Source organism: Kitasatospora aureofaciens (genome assembly GCF_001188955.3).
GTDB classification, from domain to species: domain Bacteria; phylum Actinomycetota; class Actinomycetes; order Streptomycetales; family Streptomycetaceae; genus Kitasatospora; species Kitasatospora aureofaciens.
The window spans coordinates 25,000-38,753 of record NZ_JPRF03000024.1 but is presented as its reverse complement, the minus strand read 5'-3'; the positions used below and the strand labels follow the sequence as shown (position 1 = coordinate 38,753).

Below are 13,754 nucleotides of genomic sequence, written 5' to 3'. Positions count from 1 at the left end.
GGTCCGCAGACCCGTCGGGCACGGATCGTCCGTGACGCGATGCCCGCGTCGGCCGGTAGGGTCTCCGGCCATGAGGATTCTGGTCACCGGCGGTGCCGGGTTCATCGGTTCGACGGTCGTACGGGCCCTGGCGGCGGCCGGTCACGAGGTCCGCGTCCTGGACGCGCTGCTGCCCGCCGTCCACCCCTCCGGGGTAATGCCCGTACTGCCGGACGACGTGGAACTGCGGCGCGGGGACGTGCGGGACGCGGCGGCGGTCGGGCAGGCGCTGGCCGGAGTGGACGCGGTATGCCACCAGGCCGCGATGGTGGGCCTGGGGCTGGATCTCGACGACGCGCCCGCCTACGCGGGCTGCAACGACCTGGGCACCGCCGTCCTGCTCGCCGCGATGGCGCGATCCGGGGTACGGAACCTCGTGCTCGCCGGGTCGATGGTGGTCTACGGCGAGGGCCGGTACCGGTGCCCTGTGCACGGGGACGTCTCGCCCGGTCCGCGCCGCCCGGACGAACTGGACGCCGGCCGGTTCGAGCCGCCGTGCCCGCGGTGCGGCGCACAACTGCGCCCCGGGCTGGTGACGGAGGACGCGCCGACCGATCCGCGCAACGTGTACGCGGCCACCAAGCTGGCCCAGGAGCACCTGGCGGGCGCCTGGGCCCGAGCCTGCGGAGGCCGCGTTCTGACGCTGCGCTACCACAACGTCTACGGGCCGGGGATGCCGCGCGACACACCGTACGCCGGGGTGGCCTCGCTGTTCCGCTCCGCCCTGGCCCGGGGCGAGGCGCCCCAGGTGTTCGAGGACGGCGGCCAGCGCCGGGACTTCGTCCACGTCGAGGACGTCGCCGCCGCCAACCTGGCCGCGCTCAAGGCGGTCGTCGGTCGGCCGCCGGGCGACGCCCGGGCCTACAACGTGGGCAGCGGCGAGGTGCACACGATCGGGGAGATGGCCCGGGCGCTGGCCGCCGCTCACGGCGGTCCGGCCCCGGTGGTGACCGGCGAGTACCGGCTCGGCGACGTCCGGCACATCACCGCGGACTCCTCCCGCCTGCGCGAGGAGCTCGACTGGCGTGCCCAGGTCCCGTTCGCCGAGGGGATGGCGGAGTTCGCGGCGGCGCCGCTGCGCGCGTGACCTCAGGTTCGCGCGGCGGGGAGGACGATCTCGAAGCAGCAGCCCCCGGCGACGTTGCGGACCCGGGCGCGCCCGGCGTGCGCCTCGACGATGCCGCGGACGATGGCGAGCCCGAGCCCGGCACCGCTGCCCCCGCCCTCGCTCGGCCGACGCGGATTCGCCTGGTCGGCCGGCCGGGGCGTGCGGGCGGCACTGCCGCGCCACCCCGTTTCGAACACCCGGGGCAGGTCCTGCTCCGGGATGCCGCCGCAGCCGTCGGTGACCGAGAGCACCACCTCGTCGGCCTCCCTGCGGGCGGAGACCGCGACCACGCCGTCCTCGGGGGTCGAACGGATCGCGTTGACCAGGAGGTTTCCGAGTACCCGGGTGATCTCGCCACTGTCCACCTCGACGGGCTCGGCGGCGACCTGCCGGCCCTCCAGGCGGACACCGCGCTTCCGGGCCAGGGGGTGGGCCCCGGCGAGCGCGTCGTCGACGAGGTCGTAGACGGACACCCGGGACAGCGACAGGGCCAACGCCCCCGCCTGGATGCGCGAGAGCTCGAAGAGGTCGTCCACCATCCCGGTCAGCCGCTCGACCTCGGTCCGCATCCGCTGCAGGTACCGCTGCGGGTGCTCCGCGACGCCGTCCTCCAGCGCCTCGGCCATGGCTCGCAGCCCCGCCAGCGGAGTGCGCAGGTCGTGCGAGATCCAGGCGATCAGCTCCCGGCGGGAGGTGTCCAGGGCCTGCGCGCGGGCCCTGGACTCGGCCAGTCGGGCGCTGGTGGCGGCGAGCTCCTCGCTGAGCTGGGCCAGTTCCAGGCCCAGCGGGGGCTCCGGCGCGGTGAACCCGGTGTCGCTGCCCACGGTGCGGGCGGCCACGGTCAGCGCCCTGCCCCCGGCCACGACCTGGCGGCCGAGCAGCGCGGCGGTCGCCAGCGACACCACCGAGGCCATCACCAGCACCGTGATCACGACCCCGAGGTCGTGCCGGGACAGGAACATCGCCTGGGCGACGGCGAAGGTGCCGGAGGTGACCGCCAGCACGGTGACGGCGGCGACGCAGAACAGGGCCAGCGCGAGCGAGCGCCGGCGCAGCAGCCGGACGGCCGCCCAGCCGAGCAGACCGGCCCCGCCGGCGCCGAGCGCGGCGAACAGGGCGATCAGCAGCAGGTCCTTCACGCCGGGCCGCCCTCCTGCCCGGCCGCCGGGTCGTAGCGGTAGCCGACGCCCCAGACGGTGGTGATCAGTACCGGCGCGGCCGGGTCGTCCTCGATCTTCTCGCGCAGCCGGCGGATGTGGACGGTGACGGTGGACAGGTCCCCGAAGTCCCAGCCCCACACGCGTTCCATCAGCTCCTGGCGGGAGAACACCGTCTGCGGGTGCCGGAGGAGGAACGCCAGGAGGTCGAACTCCCGCAGGGTGAGGAGCAGTTCACGCCCCCCACGGTGGACACGGCGGCCCTGCGGGTCGAGCGCGATGTCTCCGGAGACCACCGGGCCGCCGACGGGGGACGCGGGAGCGGCGGCCCGGGAGCGGCGCAGCACGGACTGGACCCGCAGGACGAGTTCCCGTGGGCTGAAGGGCTTGGTGACGTAGTCGTCCGCGCCCAGTTCCAGGCCGAGGATGCGGTCGGCCTCGTCGCCCTTGGCCGTGAGCATGACGACCGGCAGCCCGGCGCCGTACTCGGAGGCGCGCAACCTGCGCAGGATCTCCAGGCCGTCGATGCCGGGGAGCATGAGGTCCAGAACCAGCAGGTCCGGGCGATGGGATCGGGCCAGGGCAAGGCCCCCGTCGCCGTCGGCGGCGCGGTCGACCCGGTGGCCGGCCCGGGTGAGGTAGCCGGCGACGACCTCGGCGACGGTCGGGTCGTCGTCGATCACCAGAATGCGGCCGGGGCACGGCGGTCCTGGGGTGGCGGGGCTTTCGTTCACCCCGCCGAGGATACGAGCCCCGGCGAGCGCCGAGCGCCACGCCAGGTCCGACGTCCGGGTTCCGTAAGATCCCCCGAACGGGCCAGCGGTGCCCGGACGTCGCACTTCTGTAAGGGCGCGGTTCGGCTTCGACGGGCCCGACCGCGGTTAGCGTGGCCGACGTGACCCCTCCCCTTGTCGCTGATGTCGTCCTGCCCTGCCTCGATGAGGCCGAGGCCCTCCCCTGGGTGCTCGCACGCGTCCCCGCCGGTTGGCGGGCGATCGTCGTGGACAACGGTTCGCGGGACGGCTCCGCGGAATTGGCCCGCTGCCTGGGCGCGACCGTCGTCGAGGAGAGCCGGCGCGGCTTCGGTGCCGCCTGCCATGCCGGACTCCTCGCCGCGACGGCCGAGTTGGTCTGCTTCATGGACTGCGACGGCTCGCTCGACCCGGCCCAACTGCCGCGGGTCGCCGCGCCGGTCGCGGAGGCGGTGAGCAGGCGGCGGCGGGACAGGCGGTCGGCGGCGGGGGCGATCTGTCGGCGGTTCATTCGGCGGGGGTGCAGGGGCATCGTCAACTACCTCCTCGGACTGTTCGGTGCGGTGCGGTGCGGTGCGGTTCCGTTCGGTTTCGGACGGACGGTCGTGGGCGGGCGGTTGTCGCTGTCGGTCGTGGACCGGCCGTCCCGGCCGGTCAGCCGAGGGCGGTGACGACGGCCTTGGTGGCCTCGGCGATCAGGGCGTCGTCGGAGGTGGCGTCGGCCTTGCCGCGGTCGGACATCACGACCAGGACGACCGGGCTGCGCCCGCCGGACGGCCAGGCGACGGCGACGTCGTTGCGGGTGCCGTAGCCCCCGTTGCCGGTCTTGTCACCGATCTTCCAGTGGGCGGGCACGCCCGCGCGGATGAACGGGGCGCCGGTGGTGTTGCCGACCATCCAGTCGGTGAGCATCCGGCGCCGGTCCTCCGTGAGGACGTCGCCGAGGACGTAGCGCCGCAGGTCGGCGGCGAAGGCGCGGGGTGTGCTGGTGTCGCGGGGGTCGCCGGGGGTCGCCTCGTTCAGGGTGGGTTCGTTGCGGTTGACGTTGGTGGTCGGGTCGCCGAGCTCGCGCAGGGTCCGCTGGAGGTTCTCCGGGCCGCCGAGTTCGGTCATGAGGAGGTTGGCGGCCGTGTTGTCGCTGTACTCGAGGGCGGCGGCGGCCAGGTCGCGCACCTTCATGCCGGTGTCCACGTGCCGGGAGGTGATCGGTGCCCAGGTCAGCACCTCGTCCTGGCGGTAGGTGACCACCTTGTCCAGCTCCTGGTCGCTCGCCGTGCGCAGCAGGGCGCCGGCGAGCAGCGACTTGATCGTGGAGGCGAAGGCGAAGCGCTCGTCGGAGCGGTAGGCGACCTCCCGGCCGCTGCCGGTGTCCACCGCGTACACGCCGAGCCGGGCGCCGAAGTGCTGTTCGAGGTCCTTGAAGGCGCCGTCGGTCGGACCGGCGGAGGACTGGCCGGCGGAGGTCGTGGCGGTGGTGGGTACGGCCGCTGCCGCAGCGCCGGTGCCGCCGGAGGTGCCGTGGCCGCAGCCGACGGCCAGGGCCGCCGCGAGCAGGGCGACGGCGGGCAGCGCGGTCCGGGGGCGCCGGAACGACGACGTCATCGGTGGTCTCCAGATCAGACGTACGGGAAGGCCGCGTGGTCGGCCCGTGGCCTCAGCTAAACAGGCCGTCAGGACTCCGGTCCAAGACCATGATGGTGAACGGATCCATATCGGATTGCCTATGATTCCTGTTCATGGACCTGCTGGGGCACCTCCGCCACTTCCGTGCCGTCGCCGAGGAACGGCACTTCGGGCGCGCCGCCGAGCGGCTGCGGATCGCCCAGCCCTCGCTCTCCCAACGGATCCAGCGGCTGGAGCGCGAACTCGGCGTCACCCTGTTCGACCGCGGTCCGCGCGGGGTCGCGCTCACCCCGGCGGGCCGGCTGCTGCTCGACGAGGCGGAGGAGGTGCTGGAGAGCTCCGCCCGCCTGCTGGCCGTCGCGGCCGACCTGCGCACCGGCCGGGCGGGCACCCTGCGCGCGGCCGTACCGCCCGACCTCGGACCGGCGGCCCTGGCCGCGCTGCTCACCGGCTTCGAGAGCTCCTCCCCGGGCACCCGGCTCGACCTGCGGGAACTGCCGGTCGCGGCCGCGGTGCGCGAACTCGCCCAGCACACGGTGGACGTCGCCGTCGTCCGCCACCCCTGCCCGGCCGCGGGCCTGGCCTTCGGGCCGGTCCTGCACCAGCCGCTGGGCGTCCTGCTCGCCGCCGACGGCCCGCAGGCCGACCGACCGGAGCTGGCCGTGGCGGAGCTGACCGGGCGGCGCCTGGTGCTCTTCCCCCGCGCCACCGCCCCGGCGCTGTACGACGAGATGCTGAACACCCTGGCCCGGCACGGCTGCACCCCGGAGGCGGTCGTCGACCCGCCCGGCCCGGACGTCGCGGGCGCGCTGGTGCTCACCGGCAGCGCCGTCGCCCTGGTGCCGCGCACCGTGGCGCCGCCGGGTACGGTCTGGCGTCCGCTCACCGGCATCCCGCTGACCTGGCGCACCTCCACCGCCTGGCCGGCCGGGCGGGACGGGCCCGCCGTCCGCCTGTTCGCCGAGGCCGCCCACCGGGCGCTGACCGAACCCGGCGGGCTGGTGCCCCAGCTGCCCAACCGCCCGCTCTTCCCCCGGCCCGCAATGGAGTTCCCGCTGTGACCAGCGAACGTACGAAGGGTGACCGAGCCCGCAGGGACCATCCGGGAGAGGACGCCCCCGCCCCTCGCGAACCCGCCGGCACCCGCGCCGCGCGCGCCCGCATCGCCGCCGCCTTCGCCGAGGCCGGAGTCACCGGCCTGCTGCACGCCCGCGACCTCGACACCGGCGCCGAACTCGCCCTCGGCGCCGACACCCCGGTCAGCACCGCCAGCGTTCACAAGCTCTGCCTCCTGGTCACGCTGTACCGCGAGGCCGCCGCCGGACGGATCGACCTGACCCGGCCGGTGGACCTCCCCGCCACCGGCCGCACCCCGGGGCGCACCGGCCTGTCGGCCATGCTCGACGCCGCCCGGCTCTCGCTGCGCGACCTCGCCTACCTGGCCCTCGCGGTCAGCGACAACGCGGCCGCCGACGTACTCTGGGACGAGATCGGCCTGGACACCGTCAACCGGACCATGGCCGAGCTGGGCCTGACCCGCACCATCGCCGTCCACACCGTCCGCGAGCTGTTCGCCGCCCTCGCCGAAGACACCGGCCAGGACTCCCCGGTCGACCCCGCCGTCGTCGCCCGGCTCAGGGTCCTCGACCCGGCCTTCACCAACCGCAGCACCGCCCGCGAGATGACCGCCCTGCTCGCCGCCCTCTGGCACGGCGACGCCTGCCCCGGCGAACCCGGCGCCGCGCTGCGCCGCCTGCTCGGCCTCCAGGTCTGGCCGCACCGGCTGGCCTCCGGCTTCCCGTTCGACGACGTGCGCGTCCACGGCAAGACCGGCACCCTGCCCACCCTGCGCCACGAGGTCGGCGTCGTCGAGTACCCCGACGGCGGCCGCTACGCCCTGGCCGTCTTCACCCGAGCCGCCGCCACCAGCATCACCCTTCCCACCGCCGACGCCGCCATCGGCACCGCCGCCCGCCTCGCCGTCGACGCCCTGCGCCTCACGTCGCGCTGAAGGAGGGAACACCCGGCCGCCCGGACTGCTCTCCGGCCGGCACGATCCGAACGCCGCCGATCCGAGAGAGGCGAGCCCGCACGGCCCAGCCGCAGCGGCAGCCCCGACCACGGCCGGAACCCTGGTCATTCGGCGCGCACCGTCCGCGCCGACTGCACTGAAGCCCCTCCGCCACCGACTTCGGCGGGGTGCCTCCCGGCCGGAGGCCGGGAGAGCGTCGCGGACCCGGCAGGGATCCGCAGGACACGTCCTAAGCTGGGCGGCATGGGTGTGCCGGTGGTGGGTCTCGGCGGTACGGCGGCGGATGCGGTCGGGCTGGAGGTGCTGGTGCGGCTGCTGGCCGGGCGGGGGGTGGTGGTGCTCAGCGGGGCGGGGTTGTCGACGGAGTCGGGGATCCCGGACTACCGGGGGGAGACGGGCAGTCGGCGGCGCGGGGTGCCGATGACGTACCAGGAGTTCACCGGGAGCGAGGAGGCCCGGCGGCGGTACTGGGCGCGCAGCCATGTGGGGTGGCGGGCGATCGCGGGGGCCGAGCCGAACGCCGGGCACCGGGCGGTGGAGCAGCTGCGGCGGTCGGGGCACGTGGCGGCGGTGATCACCCAGAACGTGGACGGCCTGCACCGGGCGGCCGGGACGCGCGGGGCGGTGGAGCTGCACGGCGGGTTGCACCGGGTGGTGTGCCTGGGGTGTCGGCGGACCGGTTCGCGGGAGGAGTTGGACCGGCGGCTGGAGGAGTTGAACGGCGGCTTCCGGGACGGCCCCGCGCGGGTCAATCCGGACGGTGACGCGGAGCTGTCGCAGGAGCTGGTGGACGGGTTCCGGGTCGCCCCGTGTGCGGTGTGCGGGGGAGTGCTCAAGCCGGACGTGGTCTTCTTCGGTGAGAGCGTTCCCCGGCCGAGGATCCAGCGCTGCTACGAACTGGTGGACGCGGCACAGGCGTTGGTGGTGCTCGGTTCCTCGCTCACGGTCATGTCGGGGCTGCGTTTCGTGCGTCACGCGGCCCGGGCCGGCACGCCCGTGGTGATCGTCAACCAGGGCGCGACCCGCGGGGACGAGCTGGCCGAGGCCCGGGTCGCCCTGCCGCTGGGCACGGTGCTGACCGAGGCGGCCCGGCGGGTCAGGGCCGGGTAACGAGGGTGTGCAGCGAGGCCTTGAGGGCGGCGACGAAGCGGTCCCGGGTGGCCTCGTCGACCAGGTCGAGGGACAGGTAGGGGTTGAGGTCCTCCAGCTCGACGAGGAGGAGTCCGCCCTCGGGGGTGCGGCAGGCGTCGACCCGCTGGATGCCGTGCTCGACGGTGTTCCAGGCGATGAAGCGCCGGGCGAACTCCAGGTCGGCGGCGGTGGGTTCGTAGGGTTCGAGGCGCCAGCGCTGCTCCGGGTCGGGGGCGTGCAGGGCGTACTGGAAGGCGTCGTCGACGAAGTAGAACGAGACCTCGTAGGCGAACCGGATCAGCGGCTGGACCAGGAGGTCCTCGTCGTAGCGGACGGTGCCGAGCTGCTCGAGGGGGACGATCCGCAGGCCGATCGAGTCGGCGCCGAGCTTCGGCTTGACGACGTACTCGGGGACGACGGGCAGCCGGGGGAGCTCCTCGGCCCGGTCGACGGTGGGGATGACGGGGTACCCGGCGGCGGTGAGGTCGAGCAGGTACTGCTTGCCGGCCATGTCGCCGCGCCCGGTCAGCTGGGTGTACACCCGGGCGCCGCGTTCCAGTGCCCGGGCGCGGAAGTCCTCGTACTCGGCGCGGTAGTTGAGCACCGGGCCGCTGTTGCGGACGAGGACCACGTCGAAGGAGTCCAACAGCGCGGCGGCGTCCAGCGGGTGGCACAGGGCGACGTCGAAGTCCTCGCGCAGCCGGGCGGCGAGCTGGATGTCCTCGTCGCAGTACCGGCGGCCCCGGGCCTGGTAGGCCAGGTCGGTGACGAGCAGGACGCGGGGCTGGGCACCGGCAGGCATGGTTCTCCTGAAGATCATCTGATCGGATCAGCCTACCTGGTGGCCCCTGCCTCGCGTCCTGCCCCGCGGTGCCCCTACCTCGCGTCCTGCCCCCTGCGGCCCTGGGACGGCGGGCGGGGGCTGTGCGGGGCGTGGGAGGCGCGCGGGGCCTCCGGGCAGTCCGGGCGGCGCACCGGCGCCTCCGCCACCGGGATGCGCGGCAGCGCGTACGGGTGCTCCTCGCGCAGGTAGTCGATGAGGTGCTCGCGCAGCCTGCAGCGCAGCTCGAAGGCGTCACTGCCGTTCGCCGCCGTGGCCAGCACCCGGACCACGATGGTGGTCGGGGTGGTGTCGACCACCTGGAGGGCGCTGCCCTGGCCGTCCCACAGCTCGCTCTTCGCCAGGTAGTCGTCGAACTCCTGCCGCAGCAGCCCGACCGGGGCGTGGTGGTCGAGGTGGAGCAGAGCGGTACCCGTGATCCGGCTGGAGCGGCGGGACCAGTTCTCGAACGGGCGGCCGACGAAGTACGACATCGGCATGATCAGTCGGCGCTGGTCCCAGGTCGCTATCACCACGGCGGTCAGGGTGATCTCCTCCACCGTCCCCCACTCACCGGCCACCACCACGACGTCGCCGATCCGGGCGAGGTCGCCGAAGGCCATCTGCACCCCGGCGAACACGTTGGCGAGCGTGCTCTGCGCCGCCACGCCCGCCACCACGCCGACCAGCCCGGCGGAGGCCAGCAGGCTGGTACCGATGCCGCGCACCGCCGGGAAGGTCATCAGGACGGCACCCAGGGTGACGACCGCGACGACCGCCTGGCAGATCCGGCCGAGCAGACTGGCCTGGGTCCGGGCACGGCCCGCCCAGGCGGGCTCGCGCCGGTACACGGCGAGCCGGGTGGCACCGTCCACCAGGATCGCCACCAGGCGGCCGCAGAGCCACCCGCCCGAGGAGATCGCGAGGATCACTGCCAGGTGCCGCAGCCCCTCGCGGGCCTCGGACGGGGCGTTGATCCACGGCTGGGCGGCGGAGAGCAGGAGGCACCCGGTCAGCGCCAGGACCGGGCGACGGCACTTGCGTAGCACTTCCGGGACGCCGTCCGTGCCCCGGGGGGCCGTCAGGCGCCGCGCCAGCACCTGGACGGCCCGGTCCAGGCCGTAGGTGAACAGGGCAGTGGCGACGCCGGCGACGGCGAGGCGGAGCAGGCTCCACCACATGTGCTGCGCTCCTTTCGGGTTCGGTGACGGGTGCCGGGGGCCGACGCGGGCCCGGACCCCGGCGACACCGACGGGAGGCGGGCGTCGGGAGGCGGGCGACGGCGCGGGGTGGTCGGCGACGGGCCGTTCAGTCGGGCGGCTCCACCGGATGCGGACGGCCCGGCTGCGGGGTGGCCGGTTCGGGGACCGGGCCGGGCGCGGGCCGCGGCTCCGGCGGAGGGACGGGCGAGCCGGGCGGCGGCGGGGGATCGGGCACCAGGGGCGGGGCGGGCGAGGGCGTCGGCCTCGGCGGCGCCTCGGGCTCCGGCGCGGGCGACGGAAGGCCGGGCTGGGCGGGGGCGGTCGTCATGGCGAGAACTCCTCTTGGTGCGGTGGAGATGTTGCGGTGGAGCGTGTTTCGGCGGACGCGTTCCGGTGGGGCGCGTTCCGGTCGGGCACGCTCCTGGTGGGGCGAGCTTCGGCGCGGCGTGCGGATCAGGCGGCCAGCAGGTCCTCCAGGCCGCGGTCCCAGTCGATCCGGGCGTGTTCCTGCCCCGGCGGGACGAGCCTGACGGTGGCGGCCAGGAACCGCGCGACCGCCCCGGCGGGGACGGCGAGCAGGGCGACGCCCTCCTGCCCGGCCAGCGCGATCAGCAGGCGGGTGTCCTCGTACGGCGTGATGTGGACGTCCCCCTCGCCGGAGGGCTCGTGCAGGCCGGACAGGAGCAGGTCGCGCGAGAGCGCCCAGACCGCCCCGGCCTGGTAGGACGTGAAGTCCAGCTCCACCGCGTGGGGTTCGGTGGCCCGGTAGGACCAGTCGACGTCCAGGTCCCGGCTGCGTTCGTCGCCGGTCATCAGTCGCATGGTGATCCGGGTGGTGACACGTTCCATGGCAGGGGTTCCCCTTTTTCCCGGGATTCGTCGGGCGGGGACGGCCACGGGCTGTCCCCGCCCGTTCTTCTGTGGTGCCTGTTCGGTCCGTTGTGCTGTGGTGCCTGCTGTGCTGTGGTGTCTCGTCCGTCGTGCTGTGGTGCCTGCCGTGCTGTCCCGCCGTCCCGTTCTCGGGTCCGGTCCTCCCGGCGGCTCCTCCGGCTGCCCGGTCAGAGGATCCGGCCGCCGTAGAGGCGGTCGTAGTAGGGCCCGAAGCGTTCGCGGGTGTCGTTCTCCTGGTGGGGCTCGGCGTCGTCGAGCTCGGGGCTGTGCTTGATCTCGTCCTTGGAGCGGTCGACGTAGACCTTCCGCTCGCCGAGCTCGATGCGCGTCACGGTGCCTGCCGGGAGCAGGACCCGTCGGCCGAAGATCCACGGCCCGGTGTCGACGACCAGGTACTGCTCGCCGACCTCCTCCGACAGCTTGTCGACCTTGCCGATCGCGCCGTCGGTGGCCTCGACGTGGAAGCCGACGAGGTCGGTGCCGGCGGTGTGCCCGGCGGCGGTGCGGAACTCCCAGATGTTGTGGCGCTCGTTCATGTCTGCCTCCGTTCGTCCGGGTGGGTCGTACGGGCTCGGCTGCCCCCGATGTCGCGGTCCATGCCCACGGATTCGCGATCCGGCGGCAGTTCAGCCCGCGGGCAGCCCGCTGCTCCGCTCGACGTGGTGCTTGAAGTCGTTCAGGTCGTCGATGACCCGGCGGTCGACGAAGCCGAGCGCCTCGGCGAGGTGCGCCCAGAGCCCGGGCGGCTCGACCTCCAGCTGGAGCATCACCCGGGTCGTACGGTCGTCGACGTGGTGGAAGGTCACCACGCCGCTGTGCCGCACCGGGCCGCTGCCGCCGTCCCAGGCCACCCGCTCGCCCTCCACGACCTCGGTGGTCACGGCCTCGAACTCCCTTCGGCCGCCCGCGGTTTCGACCACCCAGCTGCTGCTGCCGCGGCCGGACACGTCGACGCTGACCACGCCGCGCATGAACTGTGGGAAGTCCTCGCAGTGCACCCAGTGCCGGTAGACCTCGCCGAGCGGCGCGGCCACCTCGACCGATTCCTCGATCCGTCCCATCGTCCCGTCCTCTCCTTCTCCTCCTCGGTCTCCGCTACTGCACGGGGTCCGGGTGCCCCGATCCCCGCCGGGCATGCACGATCCGCGACGGGTACCGTACGGAATGCGCCCACTGTTTCCCCGGCCCAGCCGTTCGTTCACGCAACCCTCACAGTCCGAGCAGGCATGCCATCGGACTGGGCGGGTATCCGGGGACGGACCGTACGCCGAGGGGAAAGGACCGACATGGCCACGACCAGTGACGAACTCCTCCACCGCGTGACAGCCCCGGCCCCGGACGAGGCCCCGACGGTCGACGCGCCCGGTGCCGACCGGGCTGCCGCCCCGGGCCTCCCGGGGCCCAGAGGGTTCTCGGGACCGTCAGGACACCCGGACCTCCCGGAGCTCGCCGACATCGAGGATCCGCGGCAGGTCGCGCCCGCCGACGCCCGCGAGCTGACCAGGGTGCTGCTGGCCAGGCTGTCCATGCTGGAGGAGGGCACCGCCGAGTACTCGTACGTGCGCGCCACGCTCATCGAGCTCAACCTGTCCCTGGTGCGGTACGCGATCCGCCGGGTCGGCAACCGCCAGGAACCCGAGGAGGACCTGATACAGGTCGGCTCGCTGGGCCTGATCAAGGCGATCGACCGTTTCGACCCCGGCCACGGCGCGGAGTTCGTGACCTTCGCGCTGCCGACCATCCTGGGCGAGATCCGCCGCCACTTCCGCGACGCCACCTGGGCCGTGCACGTGCCGCGCCGCCTGCAGGAACTGCGGATCACCCTGGCCAAGGCCCGCGACGTGCTGTTCCAGCGGCTCGGCCGCTCGCCGACGGCCGCCGAGCTCGCCGACCACCTCGACCTGCCGGAGGAAGAGGTGATCGAGGGCCTGGCCGCGGCCAACGGCCACACCGCCGGCTCCCTGGACGCCTCCGGAACCGAGGGCGAGGAGGACCTCGGCCCGCTCGCCCAGCGCCTCGGCGAGGAGGACCGGAGGTTCGACACGATCGAGAACCTGATCGTCCTCAAGCCGCTCGTCGCCGCCCTGCCGGAGCGCGACCGGCAGATCCTGTCCATGCGCTTCGGCGAGGAACTCACCCAGTCCCAGATCGGCGCCCGTCTCGGGCTGTCCCAGATGCACGTCTCCCGGCTCCTCAACCGCACGCTGACCAGGCTGCGGGCGGACCTCACCGCCCCCTGAGACGACCCCACGGTCACCAGGGGCAGCCACGACGCCACACACGCCACCCGCGGCCCGGTCACGGCCTGGCCCTTCGCCGGGTAGCGTGCGTAGGCTCGTGGGGCACACCCCGCGGAAGGGGAACACGAAGATGATGCCAGCCGAGAAGACGATGCCCGCAGAGAACGAGTCAATGACCGTGCCGTCGACCACCGCACCCTCCGACCCCTCCCGGACGGAAGCCCCGCCCGGACCCGCCCCGGCCGGATCCGAACCGACGGGGCTCGATGCGGCCAGGCTCGACGCGGCCGAGCTCGACCTGGCCGTGCGCACCTGGTACACCGACACCCGGGCCGCCGTCTGCACGCTGGCGGGCGATCTCGACATCGAGACCCTGGAACCGGCCCGCAGTGCCCTCGACGGCCTGGTGGAGCAGCATCCGCCACTGCTCGTCGTCGACCTCGCGGGCGTCGACTTCTGCGACTCCTCCGGCCTGAACCTGCTGCTGCAGACCAGGATGGCGGCCGTCTCGGCGGACGTGGAGTTCCGGCTCGCGGCGCCCTCCGTCACCGTCCAACGGCTGCTGGAACTGACCTGCGCCGACACCGTGTTCTCGCTCCACCCGACCGTGGGCGCCGCGCTCGCCGTGCCCCGGTGAGTGCCGCCACCCCGCGGGGCACGCATAATTCGGCAGTGGTCGGGAAACCGAGCAGACGAAGCGGAACGACAAAGCGGAACGTCGAAGCGGAACGTCGAAGCGAGACGACGCAGCGGAACACA

General features: G+C 74.0%; 14 protein-coding genes and 1 pseudogene. 7 read left to right on the top strand and 8 right to left on the bottom strand.

Features of this window, described 5'->3' with window-relative positions:
* Nucleotides 1-70: 70 nt before the first annotated feature.
* A complete protein-coding gene (locus tag HS99_RS16875) occupies nucleotides 71-1,126 on the top strand; it encodes an NAD-dependent epimerase/dehydratase family protein (protein WP_030278967.1) in 1,056 nt (351 codons plus the stop codon).
* Between the two features lie 2 nt (nucleotides 1,127-1,128).
* Here HS99_RS16875 and HS99_RS16870 read toward each other — a convergent pair whose 3' ends face one another.
* The gene (locus HS99_RS16870; protein WP_030278969.1) at nucleotides 1,129-2,286 is read right to left on the bottom strand and encodes a sensor histidine kinase; all 1,158 of its coding nucleotides are present in this window, start codon (nucleotides 2,284-2,286) and stop codon (nucleotides 1,129-1,131) included.
* Complete coding sequence (locus HS99_RS16865; RefSeq protein ID WP_063737868.1) at nucleotides 2,283-3,038, bottom strand: response regulator transcription factor; 756 nt, start codon at nucleotides 3,036-3,038, stop codon at nucleotides 2,283-2,285. Before HS99_RS16865 ends, HS99_RS16870 begins: the two co-directional genes overlap by 4 nt.
* 152 nt (nucleotides 3,039-3,190) lie before the next feature.
* Here HS99_RS16865 and HS99_RS16860 point away from each other — a divergent pair.
* Nucleotides 3,191-3,544, top strand: a pseudogene (locus tag HS99_RS16860) (glycosyltransferase family 2 protein); the annotation flags it as partial.
* 166 nt (nucleotides 3,545-3,710) lie between these two features.
* On the opposite strand, the gene bla reads toward HS99_RS16860, so the two are convergent.
* Nucleotides 3,711-4,658: a class A beta-lactamase gene (gene bla / locus HS99_RS16855; protein WP_030280630.1), complete on the bottom strand. Its 948-nt coding sequence runs from the start codon at nucleotides 4,656-4,658 to the stop codon at nucleotides 3,711-3,713.
* A 134-nt stretch (nucleotides 4,659-4,792) separates the two neighbouring features.
* Between bla and HS99_RS16850 the strand changes: the two genes are divergently transcribed.
* The 3 genes from HS99_RS16850 to HS99_RS16840 all read left to right on the top strand — a co-directional run bounded on the left by HS99_RS16850 (nucleotide 4,793) and on the right by HS99_RS16840 (nucleotide 7,821).
* Nucleotides 4,793-5,740, top strand: a complete 948-nt coding sequence (locus HS99_RS16850) for a LysR family transcriptional regulator (protein WP_030280628.1) — start codon at nucleotides 4,793-4,795, stop codon at nucleotides 5,738-5,740.
* A gap of 101 nt (nucleotides 5,741-5,841) precedes the next feature.
* On the top strand, nucleotides 5,842-6,690 hold the full coding sequence (locus HS99_RS16845; protein ID WP_030280626.1) for a serine hydrolase: 849 nt from the start codon (nucleotides 5,842-5,844) through the stop codon (nucleotides 6,688-6,690).
* 264 nt (nucleotides 6,691-6,954) lie between these two features.
* Nucleotides 6,955-7,821 (top strand): NAD-dependent protein deacetylase, encoded by an 867-nt coding sequence (locus tag HS99_RS16840; RefSeq protein WP_030280624.1) that lies wholly within the window; start codon nucleotides 6,955-6,957, stop codon nucleotides 7,819-7,821.
* On the opposite strand, the gene HS99_RS16835 is transcribed toward HS99_RS16840, so the two are convergent.
* The 5 genes from HS99_RS16835 to HS99_RS16815 form a co-directional block, all read right to left on the bottom strand.
* On the bottom strand, nucleotides 7,808-8,644 hold the full coding sequence (locus HS99_RS16835; protein ID WP_030280622.1) for an ATP-grasp domain-containing protein: 837 nt from the start codon (nucleotides 8,642-8,644) through the stop codon (nucleotides 7,808-7,810). The genes HS99_RS16840 and HS99_RS16835 overlap by 14 nt on opposite strands.
* Before the next feature lie 74 nt (nucleotides 8,645-8,718).
* Nucleotides 8,719-9,843, bottom strand: coding sequence for a mechanosensitive ion channel family protein (locus tag HS99_RS16830; RefSeq protein ID WP_078867149.1), 1,125 nt, complete (start codon nucleotides 9,841-9,843; stop codon nucleotides 8,719-8,721).
* A 474-nt stretch (nucleotides 9,844-10,317) separates the two neighbouring features.
* Nucleotides 10,318-10,713: an SsgA family sporulation/cell division regulator gene (locus HS99_RS16825; RefSeq protein ID WP_030280618.1), complete on the bottom strand. Its 396-nt coding sequence runs from the start codon at nucleotides 10,711-10,713 to the stop codon at nucleotides 10,318-10,320.
* Nucleotides 10,714-10,922: 209 nt separating this feature from the next.
* Entirely contained in the window at nucleotides 10,923-11,291 is a 369-nt protein-coding gene (locus HS99_RS16820; protein ID WP_030280616.1) for a PRC-barrel domain-containing protein, read from the bottom strand.
* 90 nt (nucleotides 11,292-11,381) lie between these two features.
* On the bottom strand, nucleotides 11,382-11,816 hold the full coding sequence (locus tag HS99_RS16815; protein WP_030280614.1) for an SRPBCC family protein: 435 nt from the start codon (nucleotides 11,814-11,816) through the stop codon (nucleotides 11,382-11,384).
* Between the two features lie 225 nt (nucleotides 11,817-12,041).
* On the opposite strand from HS99_RS16815, the gene HS99_RS16810 reads away from it, so the two are divergent.
* Entirely contained in the window at nucleotides 12,042-12,995 is a 954-nt protein-coding gene (locus tag HS99_RS16810; RefSeq protein ID WP_030280612.1) for an RNA polymerase sigma factor SigF, read from the top strand.
* 172 nt (nucleotides 12,996-13,167) lie between these two features.
* Nucleotides 13,168-13,632 (top strand): STAS domain-containing protein, encoded by a 465-nt coding sequence (locus HS99_RS16805; RefSeq protein ID WP_050366363.1) that lies wholly within the window; start codon nucleotides 13,168-13,170, stop codon nucleotides 13,630-13,632.
* Nucleotides 13,633-13,754: the final 122 nt, after the last annotated feature.